The sequence below is a fragment of the Nocardia sp. NBC_00508 genome, from assembly GCF_036346875.1.
Lineage (GTDB): Bacteria > Actinomycetota > Actinomycetes > Mycobacteriales > Mycobacteriaceae > Nocardia.
The window spans coordinates 5,656,832-5,682,025 of sequence record NZ_CP107852.1; the positions used below are offsets into that span (position 1 = coordinate 5,656,832).

Below are 25,194 nucleotides of genomic sequence, written 5' to 3' on the forward strand. Positions count from 1 at the left end.
AATCACCACTACCGCTCCTCGAAACCCGTTACATCACCCCGCGCGGGCTCCCAGCTTTCCACAACCAACCGCACCCGACCAGGTGTATCCCCCGAACGCAAGAGGTCGAGCAACCGCTCGCAGGCGGGACGCGGGCCCTCCGCGACCACGTGCACCCGGCCGTCGGGGGCGTTGGTCGCGCGCCCGACCAACCCGAGTTCCAGCGCGCGGGAGCGGGTCCACCAGCGGAAACCCACGCCTTGGACCAGGCCGTGCACCCACGCGCTCAACCGGACGGCGTCGTTCATCAGGCCTCGATGTCGAACGACAGCGTCACCTTCGTTCCCGCCTTCAGCGTCCGGCCCACCGTGCACACTTTGTCGATCGCGCGCTGCACCGTGACCAGCAACCGTTCCCGCGCCTCGTCGTCGAGTTCGCTCAGGTCGAGCTCGAACACCTCGTCCAGTTGCGGGTAGACCTCGTTCTCCCGGTCGGCATCGCCGGAGACCCGGATGGTCGCGTCGAAGGTATCGCCGAGCTTGCGCGACAGCGCGAAGTCCGCGCTCAGTCCCGAGCAGGCGGCCAGGGCGATCTTCAGCAGCTCACCGGGGGTGAACACACCGGGAACGCCCTGCGAACCGATCAGGACCTCGGCGCCGCGGGAACTGCGGCCGGTGTAGGCCCTGGTTCCGGTGCGCTCGACCCACAGCGTGGTCGGTCCCTGCGCGATCGGCGCCGGGGTGGCGGTGGCGGGGGTATCGGTCTGTTCAGCCATGGGTTCGATCCTGCCATTCTCGTCGCGATCGGCTCGCGCCTGGCAACGCCATGACCTGCCGCGCCATTCCGCGCGGCAGGTCACTGGTGGGCGGGATTACTACTCCTGGAAGCGGTAGCCCATACCCGCCTCGGTGAGCAAGTGCTTCGGGTGGGACGGATCGTCCTCCAGCTTGCGCCGCAATTGGGCCAGGTACACCCGCAGATAGTGCGTTTCGGTGGCATAGGACGGGCCCCACACCTCCCGCAGCAGTTCACGTCGCCCGACCAATTTGCCACGGTTGCGCACCAGCATCTCGAGCATGCCCCACTCGGTCGGGGTCAGATGCACGATCTCGCCGCGCTTGGTCACCTTCTTGGCGGCCAGGTCGACGGTGAACGACGCGGTCGTCACGACGGGGGCGGAGGAGTCGCCGTCGGCGGCGCCGCGGCGGACCGCGGCGCGCAGCCGCGCCAGCAGCTCGTCCATGCCGAACGGCTTGGTGACGTAGTCGTCGGCGCCCGCGTCCAGTGCCTCGACCTTGTCGGTGGAGTCGGTGCGCGCGGACAGCACGATCACCGGCGCCGAGGTCCAGCCGCGCAGCCCGGCGAGCACCTCGATGCCGTCCATGTCGGGTAGGCCGAGGTCGAGGATCACCACGTCCGGATGCCGGTCGGCGGCCGCGCGCAGGGCCGCGGCGCCGGTGGCCGCGGTGATCACCTCGTAGCCGCGGACCGACAGATTGATCCGCAACGCGCGCACGATCTGCGGTTCGTCATCGACCACGAGTACCTTCGTCGCCACCGCCTCGGGCGTTTTCGTCACAACCGCCGCCTCCTGTGTCGTCGGGGACACCTCACTCACCTGCGCTCATCGTCTCGTGTGGCACAGCGCCGCTCACGCCGTCCGAGCTCGGCGCCTCGCCGGCGGGCAGATCGACGAGCATGGTCAATCCTCCACCCGGTGTCGGCTCGGCGTGCACCGTGCCGTCCATCGCCTCCACGAACCCGCGCACCACCGAGAGACCGAGCCCGACGCCGGTGGTGTTGTCCCGGTCGCCGAGGCGCTGGAACGGCTCGAACAGTTGCTCCTCGGCGCCGGGCGGCACGCCGGGGCCGGTGTCGACGACGGTGATCGAGACGCGGTCGCCGGTGCGTTCGGCAGTCACCCGGACCGAGCTGTCGCGCGGTGCGTGCCGCAGCGCGTTGTCCAGCAGGTTGGCCAGCACCCGTTCCAGCAGGCCGCTGTCGGCGCGCACCGAGACGTCGCCGACTTCGACCTTGACCCGGTCCATCGCCGCGCGTCGCAGTCCCCGGGCGCCCATCCCGACGCTCACCAGCGCCCGGTGCACCACTTCATCGAGGTACACCCGCCGCAGCTGCGGCGTGACCACACCGACGGCCAGCCGCGACGAGTCGAGCAGGTTGCCGACCAGCGCGGTGAGCTGATCCACCGACTCCTCGATCGTTTCCAGCAGTTCGGCGGTGTCTTCCGCGGAAAACTCGATGTCGTCGCTGCGCAGGCTGGAGACCGCCGCCTTGGCTCCGGCCAGCGGAGTGCGCAGATCATGGCTGACCGCCGAGAGCAGCGCCCGCCGCAGGCGGTCGGCCTCCAGCAGCGCCGCGGCGGCGCTGGCTTCCTCGGCCAGACGCGCCTGTCGCACCAGCCCCACGGCTTGGTTGGCCACCGCGTTGAGCACCGGCCGGTCGGCCGCCGCCAGCGGACGGCCGGCGAGCAGCAACCAGTGATGGGCGTCGCCCGCCTCGACCACGGTGTTCGCGTCCGAGGGCAGTCGTGGCGGATCGTCGCCGACCTCGGCCAGTATCCGGTCGCCTGCCACGAGACCGACCGCGCGCTGGGCGAAGGTCTCCCTGATCTGCTCGAGCAGCTTGGGCAGATCCGCACCGTGCAGGATGGCGCCGGAGAACATGGTCAGCAGCTCGGCTTGCCGAGAGGCCTTGCGCGCCTGTCTGGTTCGCTTCGAGGCCAGGTCGACCAGCGCGGCCACCGCGACGGCGACGATGAGCAGCACCACCACGGTGATGAAGCTGTTCGGCTCGGCGATGGTCAGGCTGTAGCGCGGCGGCGCGAAGAACCAATTCAACAGCACACCGGACAGCAGCGCCGATAACGACGCGGGCACGATGCCGCCGAGCAGCGCCACCGCGACGACGCCGACCACGAACACCGCGCTGAGCCCGCCGAGATCCAGCATGTCGTCCAGGTACGCGGCACTGAGCGCGCACACCAGGACGGGCACGAGCACCGCGGCCAGCCACGCGGACACCGGGCGGCGCAGGCGCAGCGCAGGGGGACGGAAGCCGCGGTGGGCCTCCTCGTGCGTCACCATGTGGACGTCGATCTTGCCGGAGAGCTGCACCACCGTGGAGCCGATGCCCTCGTCGAACATCCGCGCCCAGCGCGAACGCCGCGACGTGCCGAGCACCAGCTGGGTCGCATTCGCATCGCGAGCGAATTCGAGCAGGGCAGTGGGCACGTCGTCGCCGGTGACGGTGTGCAGCGAGGCGTCCAGGCTGGCCGCGAGCTCGCGCAGCCGGGCCAGACGCTCGGTGGAGACCCCGGCCAGGCCGTCGCCGCGCACCACGTGCACCACCACCAGGTCGGCGCTGGCCTTGGTGGCGATGCGGCTGGCCCTGCGAACGATCGTCTCCGATTCCGGCCCGCCGGTCACCGCGACCACGACGCGCTCGCGCGCCTCCCACAGCTCGGTGATCTTGTGGTCGGCCCGGTACTTGGCGAGCGCCGCGTCGACCTGGTCGGCCAGCCACAGCAGCGCCAGTTCGCGCAGCGCGGTGAGGTTCCCCGGCCGGAAGTAGTTGCGCAGCGCCGCGTCGATCTTCTCGGCTGCGTACACGTTGCCGTGGGAAAGCCTGCGCCGCAATGCTTCCGGCGTGATGTCGACCAGCTCCACCTGGTCCGCGCCGCGCACCACCGCGTCCGGCAGGGTCTCGCGCTGCTGGATGCCGGTGATCTGTTCCACGACGTCGTTGAGGCTCTCCAGGTGCTGCACGTTGACCGTGGAGATCACGTCGATGCCCGCGCCGAGCAGGTCGGCCACGTCCTGCCAGCGCTTCTCGTGCCTGCTGCCCGGCGTGTTGGTGTGCGCCAGCTCGTCGACCAGCACCACCGCGGGGGCGCGCCGCAGCACCGCCTCGACGTCGAGTTCGGCGAAGGTGCTGCCGCGATACTCGATGAACTTCGGCGGAATGCGTTCGATGTCCTCCAGCAACCGCGCGGTCTTCTCCCTGCCGTGCGTTTCGACCACCGCGGCCACCACGTCGCGGCCACGCTCCAGCCGTCGGTGGGCCTCGCCCAGCATGGCGTAGGTCTTGCCGACTCCCGGCGCGGCGCCGAGGTAGATCCGCAACTGACCGCGTCTCACGCGTTCATCATCGCGCGTCGCGCCTCTCCGGCCCAGCGGACCCCGGCCGATCCGAAGTGCTGTGCGGGTACCCGCGCATCCCTCCCCAGATCTGCTCGTAGGTCACCGCCGCGCACCCTCCAGTTCGATTACGACAGGTTGGGAGTACCGCGCTTGTTCACGCGTCGCGAGCGTGCGGATGATCAGCGCGCAGCAGACGAATCCGACGACAATGGCTACTGCCGACATGACGATCCTCTCTTCCCTCCCCAGCGGATGACACCGGTCGCGTTGGAGTCCTCCGCCTGGCCGGCTCTCCACTTCTACCTTCGTAGCGGGTGCCGACCTCGATCTTTACGGTGTGTTGACAGTTCGGCCGCGTACTTTGACGCGATACTTGCGGCGTTGTCCGGCGTGTCAATGAACCGCAAATGCCGAGGACCCGGGCGTCAAGAAGTCGTCAGGAAGCCGTCGAGACAGCCGTGTGGACGCTTCACTCGCTCTGACGCGCCGAACCTGGCGCGCGGATGGAGGTTGACGAGTCATGTCGGTCGTGGTGTTCACGGCGCTCACCATCGCGGTGTTCGCGCTGTTGGGACTGGTACAGCGCGGGGTGGAGAAGCTGTGACCGCGAATCTGATCGGTCTGGTTCTCGCTGTCGGTGTCGCGATCTATCTCGTCGCGGCGCTGCTGTTCCCCGAGAGGTTCTGAGTGAGCACGACAACCGCGGGGATCGCCTTCGTGGCCTCCCTGGTCCTGGCGCTCGCGCTGGTGCACGTACCGCTGGGCGACTACATGTACCGGGTCTACGAGGGCCGCAAGCATTCTCGCGCCGAGCGCCTCATCTATCGCGCGATCGGCGCGCAACCCGAAGTCGAGCAGACCTGGCCGGTGTACGCGCGCAGCGCGCTGGCCTTCTCGGCCATCGGCATTCTCTTCCTCTTCTTCTTCCAGCTGGTGCAGGGCAAACTGCCGCTGCACCTGAACGATCCGGCGACCGAGATGACGCCCGCGCTGGCCTGGAACACCGCGGTCAGCTTCGTGACGAACACGAACTGGCAGAACTACTCCGGTGAATCGACCCAGGGGCATCTGGTGCAGATGGCCGGTCTCGCGGTGCAGAACTTCGTCTCTGCGGCGGTCGGCATGGCGGTGGCGGTCGCGCTGGTGCGCGGGTTCGCCCGCAGGCACACCGGCGACCTGGGCAACTTCTGGGTGGATCTGGTGCGCGGTACGCTGCGCATCCTGCTCCCGATCGCGTTCGTGTCAGCGATCGTGCTTGTCGCGGGCGGCGTGATCCAGAACTTCCACCTGCACGATCAGGTGGCGCAGACGCTGAACGGCACCCAGCAGACCATCACCGGCGGACCGGTCGCCAGCCAAGAGGTGATCAAGGAACTGGGCACCAACGGCGGCGGCTTCTACAACGCCAACTCGGCGCACCCCTTCGAGAACCCGACCGCCTGGACCAACTGGCTGGAGATCTTTCTGCTGCTGGTGATCAGCTTCTCGCTGCCGCGCACCTTCGGCCGGATGGTGGGCAGCCGCAAACAGGGCTACGCGATCGTCGCGGTGATGGGGACGATCGCACTGCTCAGCGTGACGCTGACCAACCTGTTCCAGCTGCAGCACCACGGGACCGTGCCGACCGCGATCGGCGCGTCGATGGAAGGCGTGGAACAGCGCTTCGGCGTGCCGGATTCGGCCACCTTCGCCGCCTCGACCACGCTGACCTCGACCGGCGCCGTCGACTCGTTCCACGACTCCTACACCAGCCTCGGCGGCATGATGCTGTTGTTCGACATGCAGCTGGGCGAGGTAGCGCCGGGCGGCGTGGGATCGGGCCTGTACGGCATGCTGATCCTGGCGGTGATCACGGTGTTCGTCGCGGGCCTCATGGTCGGGCGCACACCGGAATACCTCGGCAAGAAGATCACGCCGCGTGAGATCAAGCTCGCCGCCTCGTACTTCCTGATCAGCCCGTTGATCGTGCTGGTCGGCACGGCCACTGCGATGGCGCTGCCCGGGCAACGGGCGGGCATGCTGAACTCCGGGCCGCACGGCCTGTCGGAAGTGCTGTACGCGTTCACGTCGGCGGCCAACAACAACGGCTCGGCGTTCGCGGGCCTGACCGGCAACACCGAGTGGTACAACACCGCGCTCGGCCTCGCCATGGTCTGCGGCCGCTTCCTGCCGATCATCTTCGTGCTCGCGCTGGCCGGTTCGCTGGCGCAGCAGGGCACCACCCCCGAGTCGATCGGCACCTTGCCGACGCACCGGCCGCAGTTCGTCGGCATGGTCGTCGGTGTGACGGTGATCCTGGTCGCGCTCACCTTCCTGCCCGCGCTCGCGCTCGGGCCGCTCGCCGAAGGAATCCACTGACATGTCCAGTCCCGTCATCGAAAAGAACGTCTCCGCGGAGCCCGAATCCCAGCGGCCGCGGCGGGGCAAGGGCGTCCAGGGCGGGGTACTCGACCCCAAGATGCTGCTGACCTCGTTGCCGGACGCGGTCCGCAAGCTCGATCCGCGCACGCTGTGGCGCAACCCTGTGATGCTGATCGTCGAACTGGGTGCGGTGTGGTCGGCCATCCTCGCGTTGGTGGATCCGAGCTTCTTCGCTTGGGCGATCGTCGTGTGGTTGTGGCTCACGGTGATCTTCGCGAACCTGGCCGAGGCCGTCGCCGAAGGCCGGGGCAAGGCGCAGGCCGACACGCTGCGCAAGGCAAAGACCGACACGGTCGCGCGGCGGCTGGTCGACTGGGCGCCGGGCGCGCGGGCGGTCGAAGAGCGTGTCGGCGCACCGGAACTGCGTCCCGGTGATCACGTCGTGGTCGAAGCAGGCCAGGTCATCCCCGGCGACGGCGACGTGGTGGAGGGCATCGCCTCCGTGGACGAGTCGGCGATCACCGGCGAGTCCGCTCCCGTGATCCGGGAGTCCGGCGGCGACCGTTCCGCGGTCACCGGCGGCACCACCGTGCTGTCGGACCGGATCGTCGTGCGGATCACCCAGGAACCGGGTCAGAGCTTCATCGACAAGATGATCGCCCTGGTCGAGGGCGCGAGCAGGCAGAAGACGCCGAACGAGATCGCGCTGAACATCCTGCTGGCGGCGCTGACCATCATCTTCGTCTTCGCCGTCGTCACGGTGCAGCCGCTGGCGATCTTCAGCAAGGCGAACAACCCAGGGGTGCCGGACAGCTCGGCGCTGGACGTGCACGGCGTCACCGGCATCGTGCTGGTCTCGCTGCTGGTGTGCCTGATCCCGACGACCATCGGCGCGCTGCTGTCGGCCATCGGCATCGCGGGCATGGATCGGCTCGTGCAACGCAACGTGCTCGCCATGTCCGGCCGTGCCGTCGAGGCCGCGGGCGACGTGAATACGCTGCTGCTGGACAAGACCGGCACCATCACCCTCGGCAACCGACAGGCCGCCGACTTCGTCCCGGTCCCAGGCGTGAGCAAGGACGAATTGGCCGACGCCGCACAGCTTTCCAGCCTGGCCGACGAGACACCGGAAGGCCGCTCCATCGTCGTCTACGCCAAGCAGGCCCACGGGCTGCGTGAACGTACGCCGGGCGAGCTGACCCACGCGCACTGGGTCGAGTTCACCGCGCAGACCCGGATGTCCGGCGTCGATCTGGACGGCCGCCAGTTGCGCAAGGGTGCGGCGAGCGCGGTCACCGAATGGGTGCGCGGCAACGGCGGTGCGGTGCCCGGCGAACTCGGCGCGACCGTCGACGGCATCTCCGCCGCGGGCGGCACGCCGCTGGTCGTGGGCCAAGTGGTCGACGGCGCGGCGCGGGTGCTCGGCGTGATCCACCTCAAGGACGTGGTGAAGCAGGGCATGCGGGAGCGGTTCGACGAGATGCGCCGGATGGGCATCCGCACGGTGATGATCACCGGCGACAATCCGTTGACCGCCAAGGCGATCGCAGACGAAGCGGGCGTTGATGACTTCCTCGCCGAGGCGACGCCGGAGGACAAGCTGGCGCTGATCAAGAAGGAGCAGGACGGCGGGCGCCTGGTCGCGATGACCGGCGACGGCACCAACGACGCGCCCGCCCTGGCCCAGGCCGACGTGGGCGTCGCGATGAACACCGGCACCTCGGCGGCCAAAGAAGCGGGCAACATGGTCGATCTGGACTCCGATCCGACCAAGTTGATCGAGATCGTGGAAATCGGCAAGCAGTTGCTGATCACCCGCGGCGCGCTCACCACGTTCTCCATCGCCAACGACATCGCCAAGTACTTCGCGATCATTCCCGCGCTGTTCGTGACGCTGTTCCCCGGCCTGGATCTGCTCAACGTCATGCGCCTGACCAGCCCGCAGTCGGCGATCCTGTCCGCGGTGATCTTCAACGCCGTCGTCATCATCGCGCTGATCCCGCTGGCGCTGCGCGGCGTGCGCTACCGGCCGTCGAACGCCTCGAAGCTGTTGAGCCGCAATCTGACCCTGTACGGGCTCGGCGGCATCATCGCGCCGTTCCTCGGCATCAAACTCATCGACCTCGTGGTCCAATTCCTCCCTGGGATGTCCTGACATGCGCTTCTCGACTTTGATCCGGCAACATGTCGCCGCACTGCGCGCGCTGCTCGTGCTCACGGCGATCACCGGAATCGTGTATCCGCTGGCGGTTTTCGCGGTCGCGCAGCTGCCCGGACTGCGTGAGAAGGCGGAAGGCTCGCTGGTCGACGCGAACGCGGCGACCGTGGGCTCCAGCCTGATCGGGCAGTCGTTCACCGACTCCGACGGCGCCGCTCTGGTGCAGTACTTCCAGAGCCGCCCGTCCGCCGCAGGTGACGGGTACGACCCGCTGTCCACCGCGGCGAGCAATCTCGGCCCGGAGGACATCGTCGATACCGAGTCGCGCGAGAGCCTGCTGACGCTGGTGTGCACGCGGAGCGAGGAGGTCGGCGACCGTGAGGGGGCCGACGGCAGCCGCCCGTTCTGCACGAAAGACGGTGTGGGCGCGGTGCTCTCGGTGATCGGTCCGCGCGACGCCGACGGCGGCGTGTCGCAGCCGGTGCAGGTGGTCAGCGTCAACGAGGCCTGCCCGGCGCGGCCGTTCCTCGACACCTACCGCGGGGTGCGGGTCGAATGCGCCCGGCCCGGGCAGGACTACTCGGTCGGTCGCATCGTGCCGATCCACGGCGAGGCATCCGCCGACCCGGCGGTGCCTGCCGACGCCGTCACGGCGAGCGGCAGCGGGCTGGACCCGAACATCTCCCCGGAGTACGCGGCCATCCAGGTGGCTCGCGTCGCGGAGGCACGCGGCGTGTCCGAGGAGCAGATGCGCGCTCTGGTGGACGAGCACACCGACGGCCGGACTCTGCGGTTCCTCGGCGAGCCGCGCGTGAATGTTCTCGAGCTGAACCTGGAGCTGGACCGCCGCTACCCGTACCGCGCCTGATCGCCTCCCGGGCGCGCCGAGGTATTCAGCCCAGGGCGGATTCTCCAGCACGACAAGGGACTGCGCTGATGGTTGTGAGCGTGGTCCGAGCCACGAAAACCTTACGGCTGACGACTGCGGGCGACGTCGGGTCGTCCGCGGTCGTCAGTGGCCGCGGGCGATCCACTCGGCCAACCCGGGTTTCTCGGCGCCGATGGTGGTGGAGTCGCCGTGGCCGGTGTACACGGTGGTCTCCTCCGGGAGAGTCAGCAGCCGGTCGCGGATCGACTCGATGATCGTTCCGAAATCCGAGAACGAGCGACCGGTCGCGCCGGGTCCGCCGGAAAACAGCGTGTCGCCGGTGAACACGGCCTTCGCCTGCGGTAAATGCAGCGAGACCGATCCGGGGGAGTGACCAGGCGTGTGCAGGATGCGGATTTCCATGCCCGCCAAGGGAATCCGCTCGCCGTCGGCGAGTGGCCGATACGCGGCTTCCGGATGGGTCATGCGCCACAGTGGCTCGTCGCCGGGGTGCAGCAGGATCGGTGCGTCCAAGCGTGTGGCGAGTTCGGGAGCGACCGTCACGTGGTCGTTGTGCCCGTGCGTGCACACGATCGCGCGGACCGTGCGGCCCGCCACCGCCGCGACGATCGGGGCTGCGTCGTGCGCGGCATCGATGACGACCACCTCGGCGTCGTCGCCGACCAGCCAGACGTTGTTGTCCACGTTCCAGGTGCCGCCGTCGAGGGTGAAGGTGCCGGAGGTGACCACGCGGTCGATGCGAGCGGTCACCAGATCACCACCGACCGCAGCACGGCGCCGGCGTGCATCTTGTCGAAGGCCTGTTCCACCTCGTCGAGTCCGATGCGTTCGGTGACGAAGCGGTGCAGCGGCAGGCGGCCCTGGCGGTACAGGTCGATCAGGGTGGGGAAGTCGCGTTCCGGCAAACAATCGCCGTACCAGGAGGATTTCAGCGCTCCGCCGCGGGAGAACAGGTCGAGCAGCGGCATCTCGATGACCATGTCCGGCGTCGGCACGCCGACGAGGACCACAGTGCCTGCCAGGTCGCGGCCGTAGAACGCCTGCTTCCAGGTCTCCGGCTTGCCGACCGCGTCGATCACGACGTCGGCGCCCCAGCCGCCGGTGTACTCCTGAATCTTCTCGACAACGTCCTCGGAGGCCGCGTCGATCGTGTGGGTGGCGCCGAATTCTGCGGCCCAGGACAGCTTCCGGGCGTCGCGGTCGACCGCGATGATCGTCTTCGCCCCGGCCAGGCGCGCACCGGCGATCGCCGCGTCCCCGACGCCGCCGCAGCCGATCACCGCGACGGTGTCGCCGGGCGAGACGTTGCCGGTGTGCATCGCCGCACCCAATCCCGCCATCACGCCGCAGCCGAGCAGGCCCGCCACCGCAGGGTCGGCTTCCGGGTCGACTTTTGTGCATTGCCCTTCGTGTACCAGGGTCTTGTCCACGAACGCGCCGATACCGAGGGCGGGGGTCAGTTCGGTGCCGTCCGGGAGCGTCATCTTCCTGCTCGCGTTATGGCTGTCGAAGCAGTACCAGGGACGACCGCGCCTGCATGCCCGGCACTCGCCGCAGACGGCGCGCCAATTGAGGATCACATAGTCGCCCTCCGCGACGTGGGTGACCGCGGCGCCGACGGTTTCCACCACGCCTGCCGCCTCGTGGCCGAGTAGAAACGGGAAGTCGTCGGTGATGCCGCCTTCGCGGTAGTGCAGGTCGGTGTGGCACACCCCGCAGGCCTGTACCCGCACCGTCACGTCGTGTGGACCTGGATCGGGAATCACCACGTCGACGAGCTCGACCGCCGCGCCTTTGCCGCGGGCCACGATCCCACGCACGGTTTCCGACATCTGTGCCTCCTGAGCGAATTCACCGATGACGCGGTCCGGCCGCTCGGCGGGCCCGCGAGCTGAACACCTGTCCATACTCCTGTACCCGATGCCCCGAACACTACCGAAGTCGCACTTTTCGGTAGGGGAATCACGAAGGGTTGACATTCCACTTTGGAGGGTTATTCTGAAGTCATATTCCACTATGGAGCATGGAACCGTCGATAGGACCAGGCATGGACATCTCCACCGGTACCCGCGCCTCCAATGCCGAACGCGACACCGTGGTGCGCCTGCTCGGCAGGCACATGGCGGACGGGCGGATCGATGTGGTCGAGTACGACCAGCGAGTCGCCCAGGTGTACGCGACCGCCACTCGCGACGACTTGCGATTGGTGCTGTCCGATCTGCCCGAGCCCGCCAAGGGCGCCGCCGAACCGGCGGCCGCGCGGCGGCCGCGCATCCCGATCTGGCAGCGCATCGAGGGCAGCAGCTGGCTCGGCGTCAGCGTGCTCGTGCTGGTGATCTGGGCCGCCATCTCGCTCGGTGTCGGCGCCTTCACGTACTTCTGGCCGATCTGGGTTATCGGGCCGTGGGGAGCCGTCCTCGCGTTCCGCGTTCTGACCGGGTTCGAGAGCGGTCGCTGCGGCCGCCGCGCGAGCTGAGCCGGGCGCCGTCATTCGGATCAACCGGTGGCGGCGCCGAATTCGCGTCTCGTCACGCGGGCCCCGCGGTCGACTCCGGGTGATCGCGGCGCGAACACCGCTCGGCGCCGCGACGGCGCTCGCGCTGGTCGCGTCGCTGTTGGATCGGCGCTGTCATCGGATCACCTGGTGGCGGCGCCGATTTCGGGTGCCATCCTGCGCGCCGTGTGCTCGACTCGTGGGTGGGTAGGGGTGATCGCGCCGCGACTGCTGGTTGCCGCGCGGCCGAGGTTGGTCGGGGTGGTCCGGCAGCTTGGTCGGCCGGTGTGAATCGGTCGCGATGTGAGCACCCGGGCTGGACGCGCTCGCCGTTGCAGTCGCGCCGTCATTCGGAATATCCGGTTGCGGTGCGGATTTCGTGCTCTACCAGCCGCGCCGGGTGGTCGACTCGTGTGATGGGTCGGGATGATCGCGCCGCGACTGCTGGTCGCCGTTGCGGCGGCGCGGCGGAGGTTGGTCGGCCGGTGCGGATCGGTCGCGGCGTGGACGCTCGGGCTGGTTGCGTCGCTCCGGCCTCGAATCGAAGTCCGTGGCCGCGTAGGGGTTTCGCTGGCGGCGGGATTCTCGAGGTGACGGATCAGCGTCGGCCTCGTAGTCGGATCGTGGATCCGGACTCGGACGCGGGGTGTGGCGCCCGGAGTGCCGCTGATCGGCGGGCGGTTCGTCGGAGGGTTCCTGACGCCGACGTCGTGGCAGCTCGGGACGCCCGGGGGTGGAACGCAAGGGTAGGTCGGGATCTTCCGCGGCGGTGTGCCGAAACGGGTCACTGTGCCCGGACGGATCGGGATCGCCGCGATGGCGGCGCGCTGAGCGAGACGCTGCGGACGGTCTGTCGTCGTCGGGCCGCGGCTTCCGCTGCTCTGCGGCTCGGGAGGCGCCACGGCGGGATCGCCGATCGCCTTCGGCGCGGCGGGAAGACTGCTGATCGGCGGCTCTCCCGCCCGGCGAGGGGGTTTCCCGATGGGACGGTAGGGGTCCGGCGGCCCGCGCGGTGGCCGAAGGACTTTCCCGGCGGGCAGGGAACCGGGTATCGCGGACGTCCGGGGTTTCCGCGGATGCCGTGCGCGGATGCCTGGTGCGTGGTGCGTTTTCCGGCGATTGCGAGTGCCGCTTCCCTGGCCGGGGCGGCTGCGGCGGACGCCCGAGTCGGAGCACGGGGAGTTCGCGGGTGACCTCGGAGGCGCTGACGCCCTTCTCACGATAGGTCGCGGGAATGTCGTGGGCCCGCAGCCACGCGCCCGGGTCGTGGCGGGCACCGACGTCCAGCCACGGAATGGTTTCCTCGAGCAGGTCCAGCAGATCACCGGACCGGTCGCCGAGCGCGGCGCGGATGCCGGGGAAGACATCGGGTTGGAATGACCATCTCCATTCCGACCGCCGATGCGGACCACTCGTCGCACGGCCGTGCACCACGAGGTCGCCGGAGCGGGCGATCTTGACCCGGATCGTCCGCGTGCTGGATTCGATGACGAGTTCACCCGCTTCGGTGCGCGTGATCTGCTCGATCTCGTCGTGTTCCTCGAGGTCGGCGTCCTCGTCGGGCTCGCGCCGAGTCCACTTCGTCACGGCGTTCCAGGTGGACAGCAATGGCCGCTCGTCCTCGGCGCCGGAGCGGCCGATCCGCAATGTCCGCGCTATCCCGGCGATGAGGTCGGGACGCGCCGAGTATTCGGCGGGTTCCGACTGGTCGTCCGCCCTGAGCGGCGCCATGGGCACCGGCCGCGCCGCGCGACCGATGCGCTCGCCCGGCTCGTCCCCCGGGTACTCCTCGTCTCCGGATCGGCGCCCGCGCCGGGAAAAATTCCCACGCATGGGAGCCTCGGCCTGCTCAGCGCCGTCGTCCCACCCGCTACCTGCGCGGCGACGCGCGGTGTCGGCTTCCCGCTCCTGCGCCCTCAGCTTGATTTCGAACCACGCCGCCCCCAGTGCCGCCGCGACGAACGCCGCCGCGACGGCGACTTCCCCCCACACATCGCTGAGCACCGCACTCTTGCTGCGCTCGCACGCGTGCAGAAACACCAGGCTGCCCAGCACGAGCGCCGTGATCCGGGCAAGGCGGAACGCGGTCGGAGTCCCTGGTGAGGGGGCAGACATGGTGGTGCGCTCCCGAACGTTCCGCTGGCGAATCAGAGGGATCGTATGTGGCGGGACGGCGCGGCGTCAGTGCCAGTTCGAGACTGCTCGGCATCGGTGCGGCGATGCCGCCGTGGCGCGCGGAAGCTCGGCAGACCGCGTCGGGTCCTTCCTGCGCCGCGCCGGGATGCCCAGTGAACTGTCATGTTGGCGTCGCACCGGACGACCGAGGGCGGTAGACAGCGATACGGGCCGCCCCGGCAAACCCAGGGCACATCGCAATGCGCGGGATCCCCGGACGAGTCGATAACCTACAGAAGAGTGCCGAACCGCTCCTCGGCCGCGGGCCGTCGGGCCTGGGGAAGTCCCGGCACGCGACGGAATACCATGACATGTCGCCGAAGCGCTGCCGAGCACAGGCAGGCGGGTGGAATACGGAAAGGTCCTCGAATTTGCACTTGAAGAGCCTGACGTTGAAGGGCTTCAAGTCCTTCGCGTCCGCGACGACGCTGCGGTTGGAGCCCGGCATCACGTGCGTGGTGGGTCCGAACGGATCGGGTAAATCGAACGTCGTCGACGCGCTCAGCTGGGTCATGGGCGAGCAGGGTGCGAAGGCGCTGCGGGGCGGCAAGATGCAGGACGTGATCTTCGCCGGCACCGCTGGGCGCGCCCCGCTCGGCCGCGCCGAGGTCACGCTGACCATCGACAATTCCGACGGCGCGCTGCCGATCGACTACGCCGAGGTGTCCATCACCCGGCGGATGTTCCGCGACGGCGCGGGCGAGTACGAGATCAACGGCAACTCCTGCCGCCTGATGGACGTGCAGGAACTGCTCAGCGACTCCGGCATCGGCCGCGAGATGCACGTCATCGTGGGGCAGGGCCAGCTGTCGGCCATCCTGGAATCGCGCCCGGAGGACCGCCGCGCGTTCGTCGAAGAGGCCGCCGGTGTGCTCAAGCACCGCAAGCGCAAGGAAAAGGCGGTCCGCAAGCTCGAGGCGATGCAGGCCAACCTGGCCCGCCTCACCGACCTCACCACCGAGTTGCGCCGTCAGCTCAAACCGCTGGGCAGGCAGGCCGAGGTGGCGCGCAGGGCGCAGACCGTGCAGGCCGATCTGCGCGACTCCCGGCTGCGCCTGGCCGCGGACGACCTGGTCACCCGCCGTCGGGAACTGGAAAGCCAGCAGAGCAAAGAGGCCTACGCCCGCGAGCAGCAGATCACCGTGCAATCCGAGCTGGACGCCGCCAACGCGGCGCTGGCGGAGCAGGAATTCCAGCTGTCCCGGCTGACCCCGAGCGCCGAGGCGGCCGCCCAGATCTGGTTCCAGCTCTCCGCGCTGGCCGAGCGGGTCAACGCGACCATTCGGATCGCGGGTGATCGGGCGCGTCATCTGGACACCGCGGTCCCGGTCGGCACCGGTCGGGACCCCGAGCAGCTGGAGGCCGAGGCCGAGCGGGTGGAGGCCGAGGAGGCCGAGCTGCGCGAGGCGGTCGAGATCGCCGTCGAGATGCTGGAGGCGGCCAGGGATCAGCTGGCCGAACGCGAACATGCCGCCAAGGCCGCGGAGCAGGCGCATCTCGCCGCCGTGCGAGCGATCGCCGACCGGCGCGAGGGACTGGCCCGGTTGTCCGGCAAGGTCGACACCCTGCGCGCCAGGGCCCAGTCGGTGGACGCGGAGATCGCCAGGCTCTCGGCCGCCATCGCCGACGCCCGGCATCGCGGCGAGACCGCACAGGTCGAATTCGACACGGTGCAGGCCGAACTCGCCGAACTGGACGCGGGCGAGGTGGGCCTGGACGCCCAGCACGAGCACGCGGTGCAGGCACTGGAACTGGCCGATCAGCGCGTCACCGAGCTGCGCGAACAGGACCGCGACGCGAGCAAGCGGGTGGCGTCGCTCAGCGCGCGCATCGAAGCGCTCGGCATGAACCTGGCCCGCCGCGACGGTGTGGCCTGGTTGGTGGAGAACCGGGAACAAGGGCTGCTCGGCCCGCTCTCGGCGCTGTTGCGGGTGCACGCCGGCTACGAGGCGGCGGCGGCCGCCGCGCTGGGTCCGCTCGCCGACGCTATCGCCGCCGACACCGACGACTCCGCGCACGCCGCGATCAACGCGCTCAAGGACGCCGACGCTGGACGCGCCGCCGTCGTATTCGGCACCGAGGGGGCCGATCGGCCGCCGCACGGTGCACTGCCCGACGGCGCCCGATGGCTGATCGACGTGACGGACTGCCCCGACAGCGTGCGCGGAGCGATCGCCGCGCTGACCGCGGACATCGCCGTGGTCGACGATCTGCCCACCGCCAGGGCGGTCGTCGCGGCCCGGCCCGATGTCCGCGTGGTCACCCGCGACGGCGACCTCGCCGGGAACGGCTGGCTGCTGGGCGGTTCCGATCGCGCGCCGAGCCAGCTGGAGATCCAGGCCGATATCGACGCGGCCGAGGCCGGGCTGGTCGCGGCGCAGCGGCGCGCGGAGGAACTCGAGGCCGCGCTGTCCGGCGCGCTGGACGAGCAGGCCGACCGCAAGGATGCCGTCGATCACGCGCTGCTCGCCTTGCACGAATCCGACCAGGCGCTGGTGGCGATCTACGAGCGGCTCGGCAGGCTCGGCCAGACCGCCCGCACCGCGCACGCCGAGAGTGAGCGCCTGCTGGCCCAGCGCACCGACGCGGAGGTGAGCCGGGAAGAGGCGCTCGCCTCGCTCGCCGAACTGGAAGACCGCCTGCGGCACGCGGAACTCGAGCAGTCCGAGGTCGACGACGATGGCGCCGGTGAAGCGGGCACCGAATCCGCAGGACGCGTGCGGGAGGAGGCGGCGGCGGCCCTGGCCGAGGTACGGGCCATGGAAGTCGAGGCCAGGCTCGCCGTGCGCACTGCCGAGGAACGTGCGGAATCGGTGCGCGGGAAAGCGGATTCACTGCGCCGTGCCGCACGCGCGGAACGTGAGACCCGTGCCCGCGCCGAACGCGCCCAGGCCGCGCGTAAGAAGGCGGCCGAGGTGGCCGCCGCGGTCGCCGAGTCCGGGGCGAAGATCGCGGCCGAACTGGAAAAGGTGGTCGCCGAGGCGGGTACCCGGCGCGACGACCTGGTCCGCAGGCGTTCCGAATGCGCCGCGCAGGTCGAGCAGGTCAAGGAACGGGCGCGCGCGCTCGGAACGCAACTGGCTCAGCTCACCGACGCGGTGCACCGCGACGAGGTGGCCAAGGCCCAAGCGGCGCTGCGCATCGAGCAGCTGGAGGCGACCATCGCCGAACAGTTCGGCATCGCGCTCGACGATCTGATCGCCGAGTACGGTCCCGACGTGCCGCTGCCGCCCTCGGCGCTGGAGTTGCACGAGTACGAGCAGGCCACCGAACGCGGCGAACAGGTCAGCCCGCCGGCTCCGATGCCGTTCGACCGGCAGACTCAGGAGCGCCGTGCCAAGCGCGCCGAGAAGGACCTCGCCACCCTCGGCAAGGTGAATCCCCTTGCGCTGGAAGAGTTCGCCGCGCTGGAGGAACGGTACAACTTCCTGGCCACGCAGCTGGAGGACGTCAAGAACGCGCGCAAGGACCTGTTGGACGTGGTCGCCGAGGTCGACGCCCGCATCCTGGAGGTGTTCACCGAGGCCTACGCCGACGTCGAGCGCGAGTTCGTCGGGGTGTTCGCGAAGCTGTTCCCCGGCGGCGAGGGCAGGCTGCTGCTCACCGACCCCTCCGACATGCTCACCACCGGCATCGAGGTGGAGGCCCGCCCACCGGGCAAGAAGGTGAAGCGGCTCTCGCTGCTGTCCGGCGGCGAGAAGTCGCTGACCGCGGTCGCGCTGCTGGTGGCCATCTTCCGTGCCAGGCCCTCGCCGTTCTACGTGATGGACGAGGTCGAGGCCGCGCTGGACGACACCAACCTGCGCCGCCTGATCGGCCTGTTCGAACAATTGCGGGAGAAGAGCCAGCTGATCGTCATCACCCACCAGAAACCGACGATGGAGATCGCCGACGCCCTGTACGGCGTCAGCATGCGCGGCGACGGCATCACCCAGGTGATCTCCCAGCGGCTGCGCGGGGAGAACCTGGCTCCGGTCGGCGCGGCGAGCTGAGCCGGCGCGCGGTCACTCGCGGCGCGAGGTGAGCGTGACGGTCCCGGAGTCCAAGTCGATCAGCGGGGCGTCACCGGAGAATCGATCATCGAGCTTCGCGATCGCGATCTATTCCTTGCGCTCGTGGATGTGCCTGCGTGATGGCCCGAAGATCTCGTCGACCTCCGCACCCACCGAATTCCGCCGGGCGCGACCGGGCCTTCTGCCTATGCGTACCACCGTGTGCACGGTACGCGTGATGTGCCGAATCCCTTTGTGAACAGCCGCAAGACGCAACAGCCGGTCGACCACGCTGGCAACGCGCAAGTCCTGAACAACTGCGGGAGGTAAGCCACGTATGGCACCCGACGCGCCCACCGCCGGGGAAATACCGCGGTAGCCGGGGCATGGCTCGAAGCCTGCGGCAGAGAAATCTCCGGCGATGCCCCACAGTTGAGTACACCCTCCGTGCGTGTACCGGAGCAGTGCTGGGCGCGCTGGGTGCCGTACCCGGCTTACCTCCCGCGATCGATCACGCACCCACAGTCCCAGCCCAGTCGACGGGCTGTGGTTGCGTCGGAGAAACTCGAGTATCGAGCGGAGTCACATGGTGGCTTCAGGTCAAGAACGAGCCGCCATATGGCTACCCTCGATTACACGGAACCCCTCTTCGCTGGGATTTCTGAACGCAACCACAGCCGGTTGACCCCGCTGGAAGCCGACGGGTTCCGATCAACCGCGGGAGGTAAGCCGGGTACGGCACACGACGCGCCCAGCACCGCCAGAGGAAAACGATGGTAGGCGGGCACTACTCGAAGCTTCGGGCAGAGATATCTCTGGCGATGCCCCTGCTCGAGCCCGTAGGTGCGCCGGAGCAGCCGGGCACGCTGGGTGCCGTACCCGGCGCTATCTCCCGCCGTCCATCACGGTCCCAGCTCAGCCGACCAGCCGTGGTCGCGCCGGAGAACTCGAGCATCGAGCGGAGTCGAATGGCGGTTGTAGCGGTGGTTCGAGCCGCCATTTCACTACCCCATGTGATCCCAGCGCGCCCGTCGACCTGGTCGGCCGGCCACTGCGGCGAGTTTTCGCGGATTATCTCGCCGGACTCACGTGGTCGCCGTCCAGTAGCGTTTTGATCTGGGCCGCACCGGTTTCGGCCAGCCAGGTGTCGAAGGTTCGCAGGCCCGGGTGGATTTCGCGGATCTCGTCGACGTCTGCCCGCCAGCCGCCGGTATGGCGCATCAGGCGCCAGGTGTTGCCGATCTCCGCGCCGAGCGCGTCCGCCTCGGATTCACTGACCTCCTGATAGCGCACCTGGTGGCCGGTGGCCTTGCTGATCGCCTCGGCTGCCGCTGGCGGGGTGAGTGCGTCGCCCGCGAGTTCGAGGACGCGGCCGTGGAAGCGGTCGGGGTCGGCGAACGCGAGAGCGGCGATATCGCCGATATCCGCGACCGCGATGATCTTCATCGGCCCGGCGGCGGGGAAGAGATGCCGGTGCACGCCGCCGATGATGCCGTCGACCGGCGTGGTGCGCAGCAGGTAGTTCTCCATGAAGCGCACCGGGCGAAGCAGCGTGTAGCGGACGCCGCTGGCGATGATCGCATCTTCGATGCGCTTCTTGCCCGTCGTACCCCACGAGATGTTGTCGCCCATCGACGCGATGCCGGTGAACACGATCTGCTCGACACCAGCGCGGCGTGCCGCGTCCACGAGCGTCCGGCCGCGCGCGGCTTCCAGTTCCACGTCCCAGCCCTGCGGGCCGTACGCGGCGGGCGGGACCCCGAACAGTCCGGTGACACCGTCCAGCGCCGCGGACAGAGTGTCAGGGGAGTCGAAGTCGCCGATCACGAGTTCCGCGCCGGCGACAGCCATTTCCCGTGCGGCGGGCGCCTGCGTGTCGCGGACCAGGGCGCGCACCGCGTGACCGTCCGCCAGCAGCTTGCGGGCAGTCGCGCCGCCCTGCTTGCCGGTGGCTCCGGTGACCAGGATGAGGTTGTGCTGAGGGGACATGCTTCGCCTTCTCTGCTCGATAGAATCGGGTCGAGTAACCCGTATTCGGACGATACGGGTGGCTCGACCCGGTTGAACACGTCCGATCAGGGAAGGCCGTAACGAAATGACCGCATCGCTCGCCCCCGGGACGGCGGCGCGCGCCGATGCCCGGCGCAACCGCGCTCTCGTGCTGGCGGCCGCGCAGCGTGCCTTCGCCGAAGAAGGGGTCTCGGTATCGCTCGCCGAGGTCGCCCGGCGGGCGGGCGTCGGCGCGGGCACCGTCTACCGGCACTTCCCGACGAAAGCCGATCTGCTGGAAGCCGTTATGCAGCAGCGCGTCGACCGGTTGGCCACGCTCGCCACCGAATATCTCCGTGCGCCGGACGCCGGGGACGCCTTCTTCGACTTCTGCACCGCGGTGATCGCCGGCACCCCGGGCAACCAGGCGTTGTGCGACCTGGTCCAATCCGACGACGGCTGGCCGCGCGCGCTCTTGCAGAGCGCGGGCATGCGCTTTCATCGCGCCCTGGAAGCGTTGCTGGCGGCCGCCCACCGTCAAGGCGCGGTCCGCGCCGACATCGAGCTCGCGGACGTGCTCGCGATCTTCACCGGATGCGTTGCGATTCAACAGCTCCGAAAGCCGAGCGGCGGCGTCGACCGCACCGCCGCGATCGTGCTGGACGCGCTGCGGGCGCGACCGGGTGGACCGGCCGTAACGAAAGAGAGGTCAGCCGTCGAGTGGCGTAACGAATTAGCTGATCGTAACGAAAGTGATGGCGCGGGCTGTCCGGTGTGTCACGCGACGGTGCCGCGGGCCGGGGTAGGACGCCGGGCCACGTACTGCTCGGCGGCGTGCCGCCAGAAGGCGCATCGGCGCCGCGCCGCAGCGGCGCGCTAGTACCTGGATGGCGCATTTGTGCCATCGGAGTCTCTGTGGCCCCATGGCCCCGATCCGGCCGCGGCCTCCCGATGCGACGGATGGATGAGGCGGCCGTCATACGTGCCAGCGGCCGCGGCGGCGGGCTGGACATCGGGCGCGAGGCGGGCGGCGACGGGATACGGGGCGGGTGCCGTCAAATCGGCGTTCCGGTGCGATCGGTCGTCGGCACCGGCGTGGAGTGGGCGGCTCGGTGGCTCGGCTGGGCTGAGCGGTCGCCGCAGCACGGCAGGTCAGAGCAGGTCGCTGACGTCATCCGGTACGTCGACGGCGTACTTGCGCAGGATGTCCATCGAGATCACTTCGAGGGCGTTCTCATGCGTGGCGGCCAGGACGACGGGCGCGGCCACACCGTCCTCGTGTGCGTGCAACCACCGCACGGCCACGACGCACCAGCGATCGCCCGGCTGCAGGCCGGGAAAATTGTTCTCCGGACGCGGCGTGCTCAGATCGTTGCCGATGGAGGCTTGATGCTCCAGGAACTCCGCCGTGACGACAGTGCAGACGGTGTGGCTGCCCAGATCCTCCGGCCCCGTACTGCAGCAGCCGTCCCGGTAGAAGCCGGTGAGAGGATCGGCGCCGCACTCTTCCAGCGGCCCCCCAAGCACGTTTCGATCGGTCACGTCGCCGATCCTATTGTCCCTTCGCGAGAAGTTCCGCAGGACAAGAAATCTCAGGGGTTGTGTCGGTGCCCGCCCGAGCCCGCCCGTGGCTCGGAACGCGCGGTGTTCGCCGAGCGTGTGCCGTGCTCGCGGCGGCGCGACGCGACCGTTGGGTGCGGCTCGGGGCCGAGCCCGTGACGACCGGTCTGCAAGGATGGTCCGCGTGAGTCCTGAAGTCTGGATCCTGATCGCTGTGGTCGCCGCACTGCTGCTCGTGGTGCTTGTCGCCGGTTTCGTCCGGTACAAGCGCGGCCGCGTGTCGCTGACCGCGCCCGCGCAGGACAAGGAGGTGACCGACCGGTCCGGTGGTTACACCGCGTCCGGCGGATTCAACTTCAGCCGGAGCGGAACCGCGACCGCGCCGCCACCGCTCGAGCGCACCGACACCGAAGGACAGCCGCACGTCGGGGACGACGCCGCGATCCCGCGCGACGCGCCCAAGCGCGGGATCACCAACGTTCCGCTTCCGGAGGCGGATGTCGCCGAAGCGCCTCCCGCTGCGGGCGGCGCCGCGTCGACGACGGCGCCCGCCGAGCCCGAGGCCGAATCTCCGACGACCGAGGCGGCCCCGCCCGCGTCGGCCGACCGGGTGGAGACACCCGAGGACGCAGCCGACATCGCCGCGCCCGTCATCGAACCTGCCGCCCCCGAGGGTGCGGCCGCCGAGCCGGATACCGCCGCCGTGGACACCGGCACTGCCCCGACGACCGAAGTCGTCGCCCCGGACACTCCCGCGGGCGTCGAGACCGCCCCGGTGCTGGAGGAGATCGAGCCCACCGAGGGCCGCTTGGTCCGCCTGCGCGGCCGCCTGTCCCGCTCGCAGAACGCGGTCGGCAAGAGCCTGCTCGGCCTGCTCGGCGGCGGCGACCTCGACGACGATTCGTGGGAGGAGGTCGAGGACACTCTCGTCCTGGCCGACCTCGGCACCGGCAGCACCGCCGCGGTCGTCTCCCGCCTGCGCGCCGAGATGGCGGCGCGCAGCGTGCGCACCACCGACCAGGCGCGCGCGGTGCTGCGTGAGGTGCTGATCGAGCAGCTGCGACCGGAGCTGGACCGCTCGGTCCGCGCGCTGCCGCACCCGGATCACCCGTCCATCCTGCTGGTGGTCGGCGTGAACGGCACCGGGAAGACCACCACCACCGGCAAGCTCGCCCGTGTGCTGGTCGCCGACGGCCGCCGGGTGCTGCTCGGCGCGGCCGACACCTTCCGCGCCGCGGCAGCCGACCAGCTGCAGACCTGGGGCGAGCGGGTCGGCGCCGACACCATCCGCGGCCGCGAAGGCGCCGACCCGGCCGCTGTCGCGTTCGACGCGGTGGCGGCGGGTGTCGAGCGCGGTGTCGACGTGGTGCTCATCGACACCGCGGGCCGTCTGCATACCAAGACCGGCCTGATGGACGAGCTGGGCAAGGTCAAGCGCGTCGTGGAGAAGAAGGCCGCCGTGGACGAGGTTCTGCTCGTGCTGGACGCCACGGTCGGCCAGAACGGACTGAACCAGGCGCGGGTGTTCGCCGAGGTGGTCGACATCACGGGCGTGGTGCTGACCAAGCTGGACGGGACGGCCAAGGGCGGCATCGTCTTCCAGGTCCAGCACGAACTGGGTGTGCCGGTGAAGCTGGTCGGTCTCGGTGAGGGCGCCGACGACCTGGCCCCGTTCGAGCCCGCGGCGTTCGTGGACGCGCTGCTGGGCTGATCTTCCCGACCCGCTGAAAACGGTTCGGCCCGCGGCGTTCCGGGCGAGCGGAGCGCCGCGGCCCGTGCGCCGCGATTGTCCGACGCATCGGTGCGAGGCCGGTCACACCCCGAATGTTTGCCGACTCCTACTCCGCGGTAGCGAATGTCCGATTTTCCGGACACGCTGCTCACAGCGTCGGCAAACATCGGGTGTACGCCACGAAACGTGGTAGCAACACAGCTGCGCCATCCGTTCACATAGGTGAAACACGACAGCTCAACGGATGAAACACCGAGTGAGGACCCTTCTGTGCAGGTCCATTTGCCGGAATCGGCTGGGCCCGAGATGAGGAGGACATTAAGGTGGCATTTCCGCTTACCGGTGCACCGGACACCGGTGATACCGCTTGGATGCTGGCGAGTTCGGCGCTGGTGTTGCTGATGACACCGGGCCTGGCATTCTTCTACGGCGGCATGGTCCGGTCGAAGAACGTGCTCAACATGATCATGATGAGCATCAGCGCGATGGGTCTGGTCGGCGTGCTGTGGTCGCTGTACGGATACTCGACGGCGTTCGGCGACAACAAGTTCGGCGTGATCGGCGATCCCACGCAGTTCTTCGGCCTGAAGGGCTTGATCAGTGGTAACTCCGTCGCCGAGGTCAAGGACGCGGCAGGCGCCGTCACGACGGAGGCGGTGAACATCCCGCTCGCGGGCACGATTCCGGCGACGGTCTTCGTCGCGTTCCAGCTGATGTTCGCCATCATCACGGTTGCCCTCATCTCGGGCGCGGTCGCCGATCGCCTGAAGTTCAGCGCGTGGCTGCTGTTCGCGGGCATCTGGTCTACGGTGGTCTACTTCCCCGTCGCGCACTGGGTGTTCGACTTCGACGTGAAGGACGCCGACGGCAACATCGTGCACGAGGGCGGCTGGATCGCCAACAAGCTGCTCGCGGTCGACTTCGCCGGCGGTACGGCGGTGCACATCAACGCCGGTGCGGCCGGTCTGGCGCTGGTGCTGGTGCTCGGTAAGCGCAAGGGCTGGCCGACGACGCCCTTCCGTCCGCACAACCTTCCGTTCGTCATGCTCGGCGCCGGTCTGCTGTGGTTCGGCTGGTTCGGCTTCAACGCCGGTTCCGCGGTGACCTCCGGTGGCCTCGCCGGTTCGACGTTCATCATCACCACGATTGCCACCTGCGCCGCGATGCTGGCCTGGCTGCTGGTGGAGAAGGTCCGCGACGGCAAGCCCACCTCGCTGGGCGCTGCCTCGGGCGTCGTGGCCGGTCTGGTGGCCATCACCCCGTCGTGTTCCTCGGTGAACGTGCTCGGCGCGCTCGCCATCGGCGTGGTCGCGGGCGCGCTGTGCGCCCTCGCGGTCGGCTTGAAGTTCAAGTTCGGCTTCGACGACTCGCTCGACGTGGTCGGCGTGCACCTGGTCGGCGGCATCGTCGGCACCCTGATGGTCGGTTTCGTCGCGGCGCCCGAGGCGGGTGCGGCCAAGACCGGTCTGTTCTACGGCGGCGGCGTCGATCAGCTGTGGCGGCAAGCGGTGGGTGCCGGTGTGGTACTTGCTTTCTCCTTCATCGCGACGCTGATCATTGCCTATATCGTGAAGTTCACCATTGGGCTGCGCGTGAGCGAGGAAGAAGAGTCGGTGGGCTTGGACGAGTCCGAGCACGCGGAAACCGCCTACGACTTCGCCGCTCTGGGTAGCACGGCACGTTCGGCCGTCAAGGAGGCATGACG

19 protein-coding genes are annotated in these 25,194 nt (G+C 69.2%); 9 read left to right on the forward strand and 10 right to left on the reverse strand.

Features of this window, described 5'->3' with window-relative positions; translation table 11 throughout:
* Positions 1-8: 8 nt before the first annotated feature.
* The 5 genes from OHA40_RS25260 to OHA40_RS25280 form a co-directional block, all read right to left on the reverse strand.
* Complete coding sequence (locus OHA40_RS25260; RefSeq protein ID WP_330229361.1) at positions 9-287, reverse strand: acylphosphatase; 279 nt, start codon at positions 285-287, stop codon at positions 9-11.
* Positions 287-754: an OsmC family protein gene (locus OHA40_RS25265; protein WP_330229362.1), complete on the reverse strand. Its 468-nt coding sequence runs from the start codon at positions 752-754 to the stop codon at positions 287-289. The genes OHA40_RS25260 and OHA40_RS25265 overlap by 1 nt, the downstream gene beginning before the upstream one ends.
* Positions 755-853: 99 nt before the next feature.
* Entirely contained in the window at positions 854-1,588 is a 735-nt protein-coding gene (locus OHA40_RS25270; protein ID WP_330234363.1) for a response regulator, read from the reverse strand.
* A gap of 1 nt (position 1,589) precedes the next feature.
* Complete coding sequence (locus tag OHA40_RS25275) at positions 1,590-4,136, reverse strand: sensor histidine kinase KdpD (protein ID WP_330229363.1); 2,547 nt, start codon at positions 4,134-4,136, stop codon at positions 1,590-1,592.
* Positions 4,137-4,238: 102 nt separating this feature from the next.
* On the reverse strand, positions 4,239-4,364 hold the full coding sequence (locus OHA40_RS25280) for a hypothetical protein (RefSeq protein WP_330234499.1): 126 nt from the start codon (positions 4,362-4,364) through the stop codon (positions 4,239-4,241).
* A 171-nt stretch (positions 4,365-4,535) separates the two neighbouring features.
* On the opposite strand from OHA40_RS25280, the gene kdpF reads away from it, so the two are divergent.
* From kdpF to OHA40_RS25300, 4 genes are all read left to right on the forward strand, one after another.
* Positions 4,536-4,826, forward strand: coding sequence for a K(+)-transporting ATPase subunit F (gene kdpF, locus OHA40_RS25285; protein ID WP_330234364.1), 291 nt, complete (start codon positions 4,536-4,538; stop codon positions 4,824-4,826).
* Positions 4,827-6,497, forward strand: coding sequence for a potassium-transporting ATPase subunit KdpA (gene kdpA / locus OHA40_RS25290; RefSeq protein ID WP_330229364.1), 1,671 nt, complete (start codon positions 4,827-4,829; stop codon positions 6,495-6,497).
* A gap of 100 nt (positions 6,498-6,597) precedes the next feature.
* The gene (gene kdpB / locus OHA40_RS25295) at positions 6,598-8,655 is read left to right on the forward strand and encodes a potassium-transporting ATPase subunit KdpB (protein WP_330234365.1); all 2,058 of its coding nucleotides are present in this window, start codon (positions 6,598-6,600) and stop codon (positions 8,653-8,655) included.
* Position 8,656: 1 nt separating this feature from the next.
* Positions 8,657-9,526, forward strand: coding sequence for a potassium-transporting ATPase subunit C (locus tag OHA40_RS25300; protein ID WP_330229365.1), 870 nt, complete (start codon positions 8,657-8,659; stop codon positions 9,524-9,526).
* Positions 9,527-9,670: 144 nt separating this feature from the next.
* Here OHA40_RS25300 and OHA40_RS25305 read toward each other — a convergent pair whose 3' ends face one another.
* Positions 9,671-10,297, reverse strand: a complete 627-nt coding sequence (locus OHA40_RS25305; protein WP_330229366.1) for an MBL fold metallo-hydrolase — start codon at positions 10,295-10,297, stop codon at positions 9,671-9,673.
* Complete coding sequence (locus OHA40_RS25310; RefSeq protein ID WP_330229367.1) at positions 10,294-11,379, reverse strand: S-(hydroxymethyl)mycothiol dehydrogenase; 1,086 nt, start codon at positions 11,377-11,379, stop codon at positions 10,294-10,296. Before OHA40_RS25310 ends, OHA40_RS25305 begins: the two co-directional genes overlap by 4 nt.
* A 215-nt stretch (positions 11,380-11,594) precedes the next feature.
* On the opposite strand from OHA40_RS25310, the gene OHA40_RS25315 reads away from it, so the two are divergent.
* Positions 11,595-12,023, forward strand: a complete 429-nt coding sequence (locus OHA40_RS25315) for a DUF1707 SHOCT-like domain-containing protein (protein ID WP_330229368.1) — start codon at positions 11,595-11,597, stop codon at positions 12,021-12,023.
* Positions 12,024-12,425: 402 nt separating this feature from the next.
* On the opposite strand, the gene OHA40_RS25320 is transcribed toward OHA40_RS25315, so the two are convergent.
* Positions 12,426-14,156 (reverse strand): hypothetical protein, encoded by a 1,731-nt coding sequence (locus OHA40_RS25320; RefSeq protein WP_330229369.1) that lies wholly within the window; start codon positions 14,154-14,156, stop codon positions 12,426-12,428.
* 431 nt (positions 14,157-14,587) lie between these two features.
* Between OHA40_RS25320 and smc the strand changes: the two genes are divergently transcribed.
* A complete protein-coding gene (smc, locus tag OHA40_RS25325) occupies positions 14,588-18,208 on the forward strand; it encodes a chromosome segregation protein SMC (protein ID WP_330229370.1) in 3,621 nt (1,206 codons plus the stop codon).
* A 1,071-nt stretch (positions 18,209-19,279) separates the two neighbouring features.
* On the opposite strand, the gene OHA40_RS25330 is transcribed toward smc, so the two are convergent.
* Positions 19,280-20,197 carry an NmrA/HSCARG family protein gene (locus tag OHA40_RS25330; protein WP_330229371.1) on the reverse strand — a complete coding sequence of 306 codons (918 nt, stop codon included), beginning with the start codon at positions 20,195-20,197 and terminating at the stop codon, positions 19,280-19,282.
* A gap of 106 nt (positions 20,198-20,303) precedes the next feature.
* Between OHA40_RS25330 and OHA40_RS25335 the strand changes: the two genes are divergently transcribed.
* Positions 20,304-21,077, forward strand: coding sequence for a TetR/AcrR family transcriptional regulator (locus tag OHA40_RS25335; protein ID WP_330229372.1), 774 nt, complete (start codon positions 20,304-20,306; stop codon positions 21,075-21,077).
* A gap of 272 nt (positions 21,078-21,349) precedes the next feature.
* On the opposite strand, the gene OHA40_RS25340 is transcribed toward OHA40_RS25335, so the two are convergent.
* Complete coding sequence (locus OHA40_RS25340) at positions 21,350-21,739, reverse strand: DUF2237 family protein (protein ID WP_014987060.1); 390 nt, start codon at positions 21,737-21,739, stop codon at positions 21,350-21,352.
* Between the two features lie 193 nt (positions 21,740-21,932).
* Here OHA40_RS25340 and ftsY point away from each other — a divergent pair, with 193 nt between their 5' ends.
* Together ftsY and OHA40_RS25350 are read left to right on the forward strand one after the other, a co-directional pair.
* Positions 21,933-23,468, forward strand: coding sequence for a signal recognition particle-docking protein FtsY (gene ftsY, locus OHA40_RS25345; protein WP_330229373.1), 1,536 nt, complete (start codon positions 21,933-21,935; stop codon positions 23,466-23,468).
* 344 nt (positions 23,469-23,812) lie between these two features.
* Positions 23,813-25,192: an ammonium transporter gene (locus OHA40_RS25350; RefSeq protein WP_330229374.1), complete on the forward strand. Its 1,380-nt coding sequence runs from the start codon at positions 23,813-23,815 to the stop codon at positions 25,190-25,192.
* The last annotated feature ends 2 nt before the right edge of the window (positions 25,193-25,194 follow it).

What these genes read in the sequence shown, in the direction of transcription:
- OHA40_RS25260 (WP_330229361.1), bottom strand. Translation starts at nt 287, where the DNA reads ATGAACGACGCCGTCCGGTTGAGCGCGTGGGTGCACGGCCTGGTCCAA.
- OHA40_RS25265 (WP_330229362.1), bottom strand. Translation starts at nt 754, where the DNA reads ATGGCTGAACAGACCGATACCCCCGCCACCGCCACCCCGGCGCCGATC.
- OHA40_RS25280 (WP_330234499.1), bottom strand. Translation starts at nt 4,364, where the DNA reads ATGTCGGCAGTAGCCATTGTCGTCGGATTCGTCTGCTGCGCGCTGATC.
- kdpF (WP_330234364.1), top strand. Translation starts at nt 4,536, where the DNA reads ATGAACCGCAAATGCCGAGGACCCGGGCGTCAAGAAGTCGTCAGGAAG.
- kdpB (WP_330234365.1), top strand. Translation starts at nt 6,598, where the DNA reads ATGCTGCTGACCTCGTTGCCGGACGCGGTCCGCAAGCTCGATCCGCGC.
- OHA40_RS25300 (WP_330229365.1), top strand. Translation starts at nt 8,657, where the DNA reads ATGCGCTTCTCGACTTTGATCCGGCAACATGTCGCCGCACTGCGCGCG.
- OHA40_RS25310 (WP_330229367.1), bottom strand. Translation starts at nt 11,379, where the DNA reads ATGTCGGAAACCGTGCGTGGGATCGTGGCCCGCGGCAAAGGCGCGGCG.
- OHA40_RS25315 (WP_330229368.1), top strand. Translation starts at nt 11,595, where the DNA reads ATGGACATCTCCACCGGTACCCGCGCCTCCAATGCCGAACGCGACACC.
- OHA40_RS25320 (WP_330229369.1), bottom strand. Translation starts at nt 14,156, where the DNA reads ATGTCTGCCCCCTCACCAGGGACTCCGACCGCGTTCCGCCTTGCCCGG.
- OHA40_RS25330 (WP_330229371.1), bottom strand. Translation starts at nt 20,197, where the DNA reads ATGTCCCCTCAGCACAACCTCATCCTGGTCACCGGAGCCACCGGCAAG.
- OHA40_RS25335 (WP_330229372.1), top strand. Translation starts at nt 20,304, where the DNA reads ATGACCGCATCGCTCGCCCCCGGGACGGCGGCGCGCGCCGATGCCCGG.
- ftsY (WP_330229373.1), top strand. Translation starts at nt 21,933, where the DNA reads ATGGTCCGCGTGAGTCCTGAAGTCTGGATCCTGATCGCTGTGGTCGCC.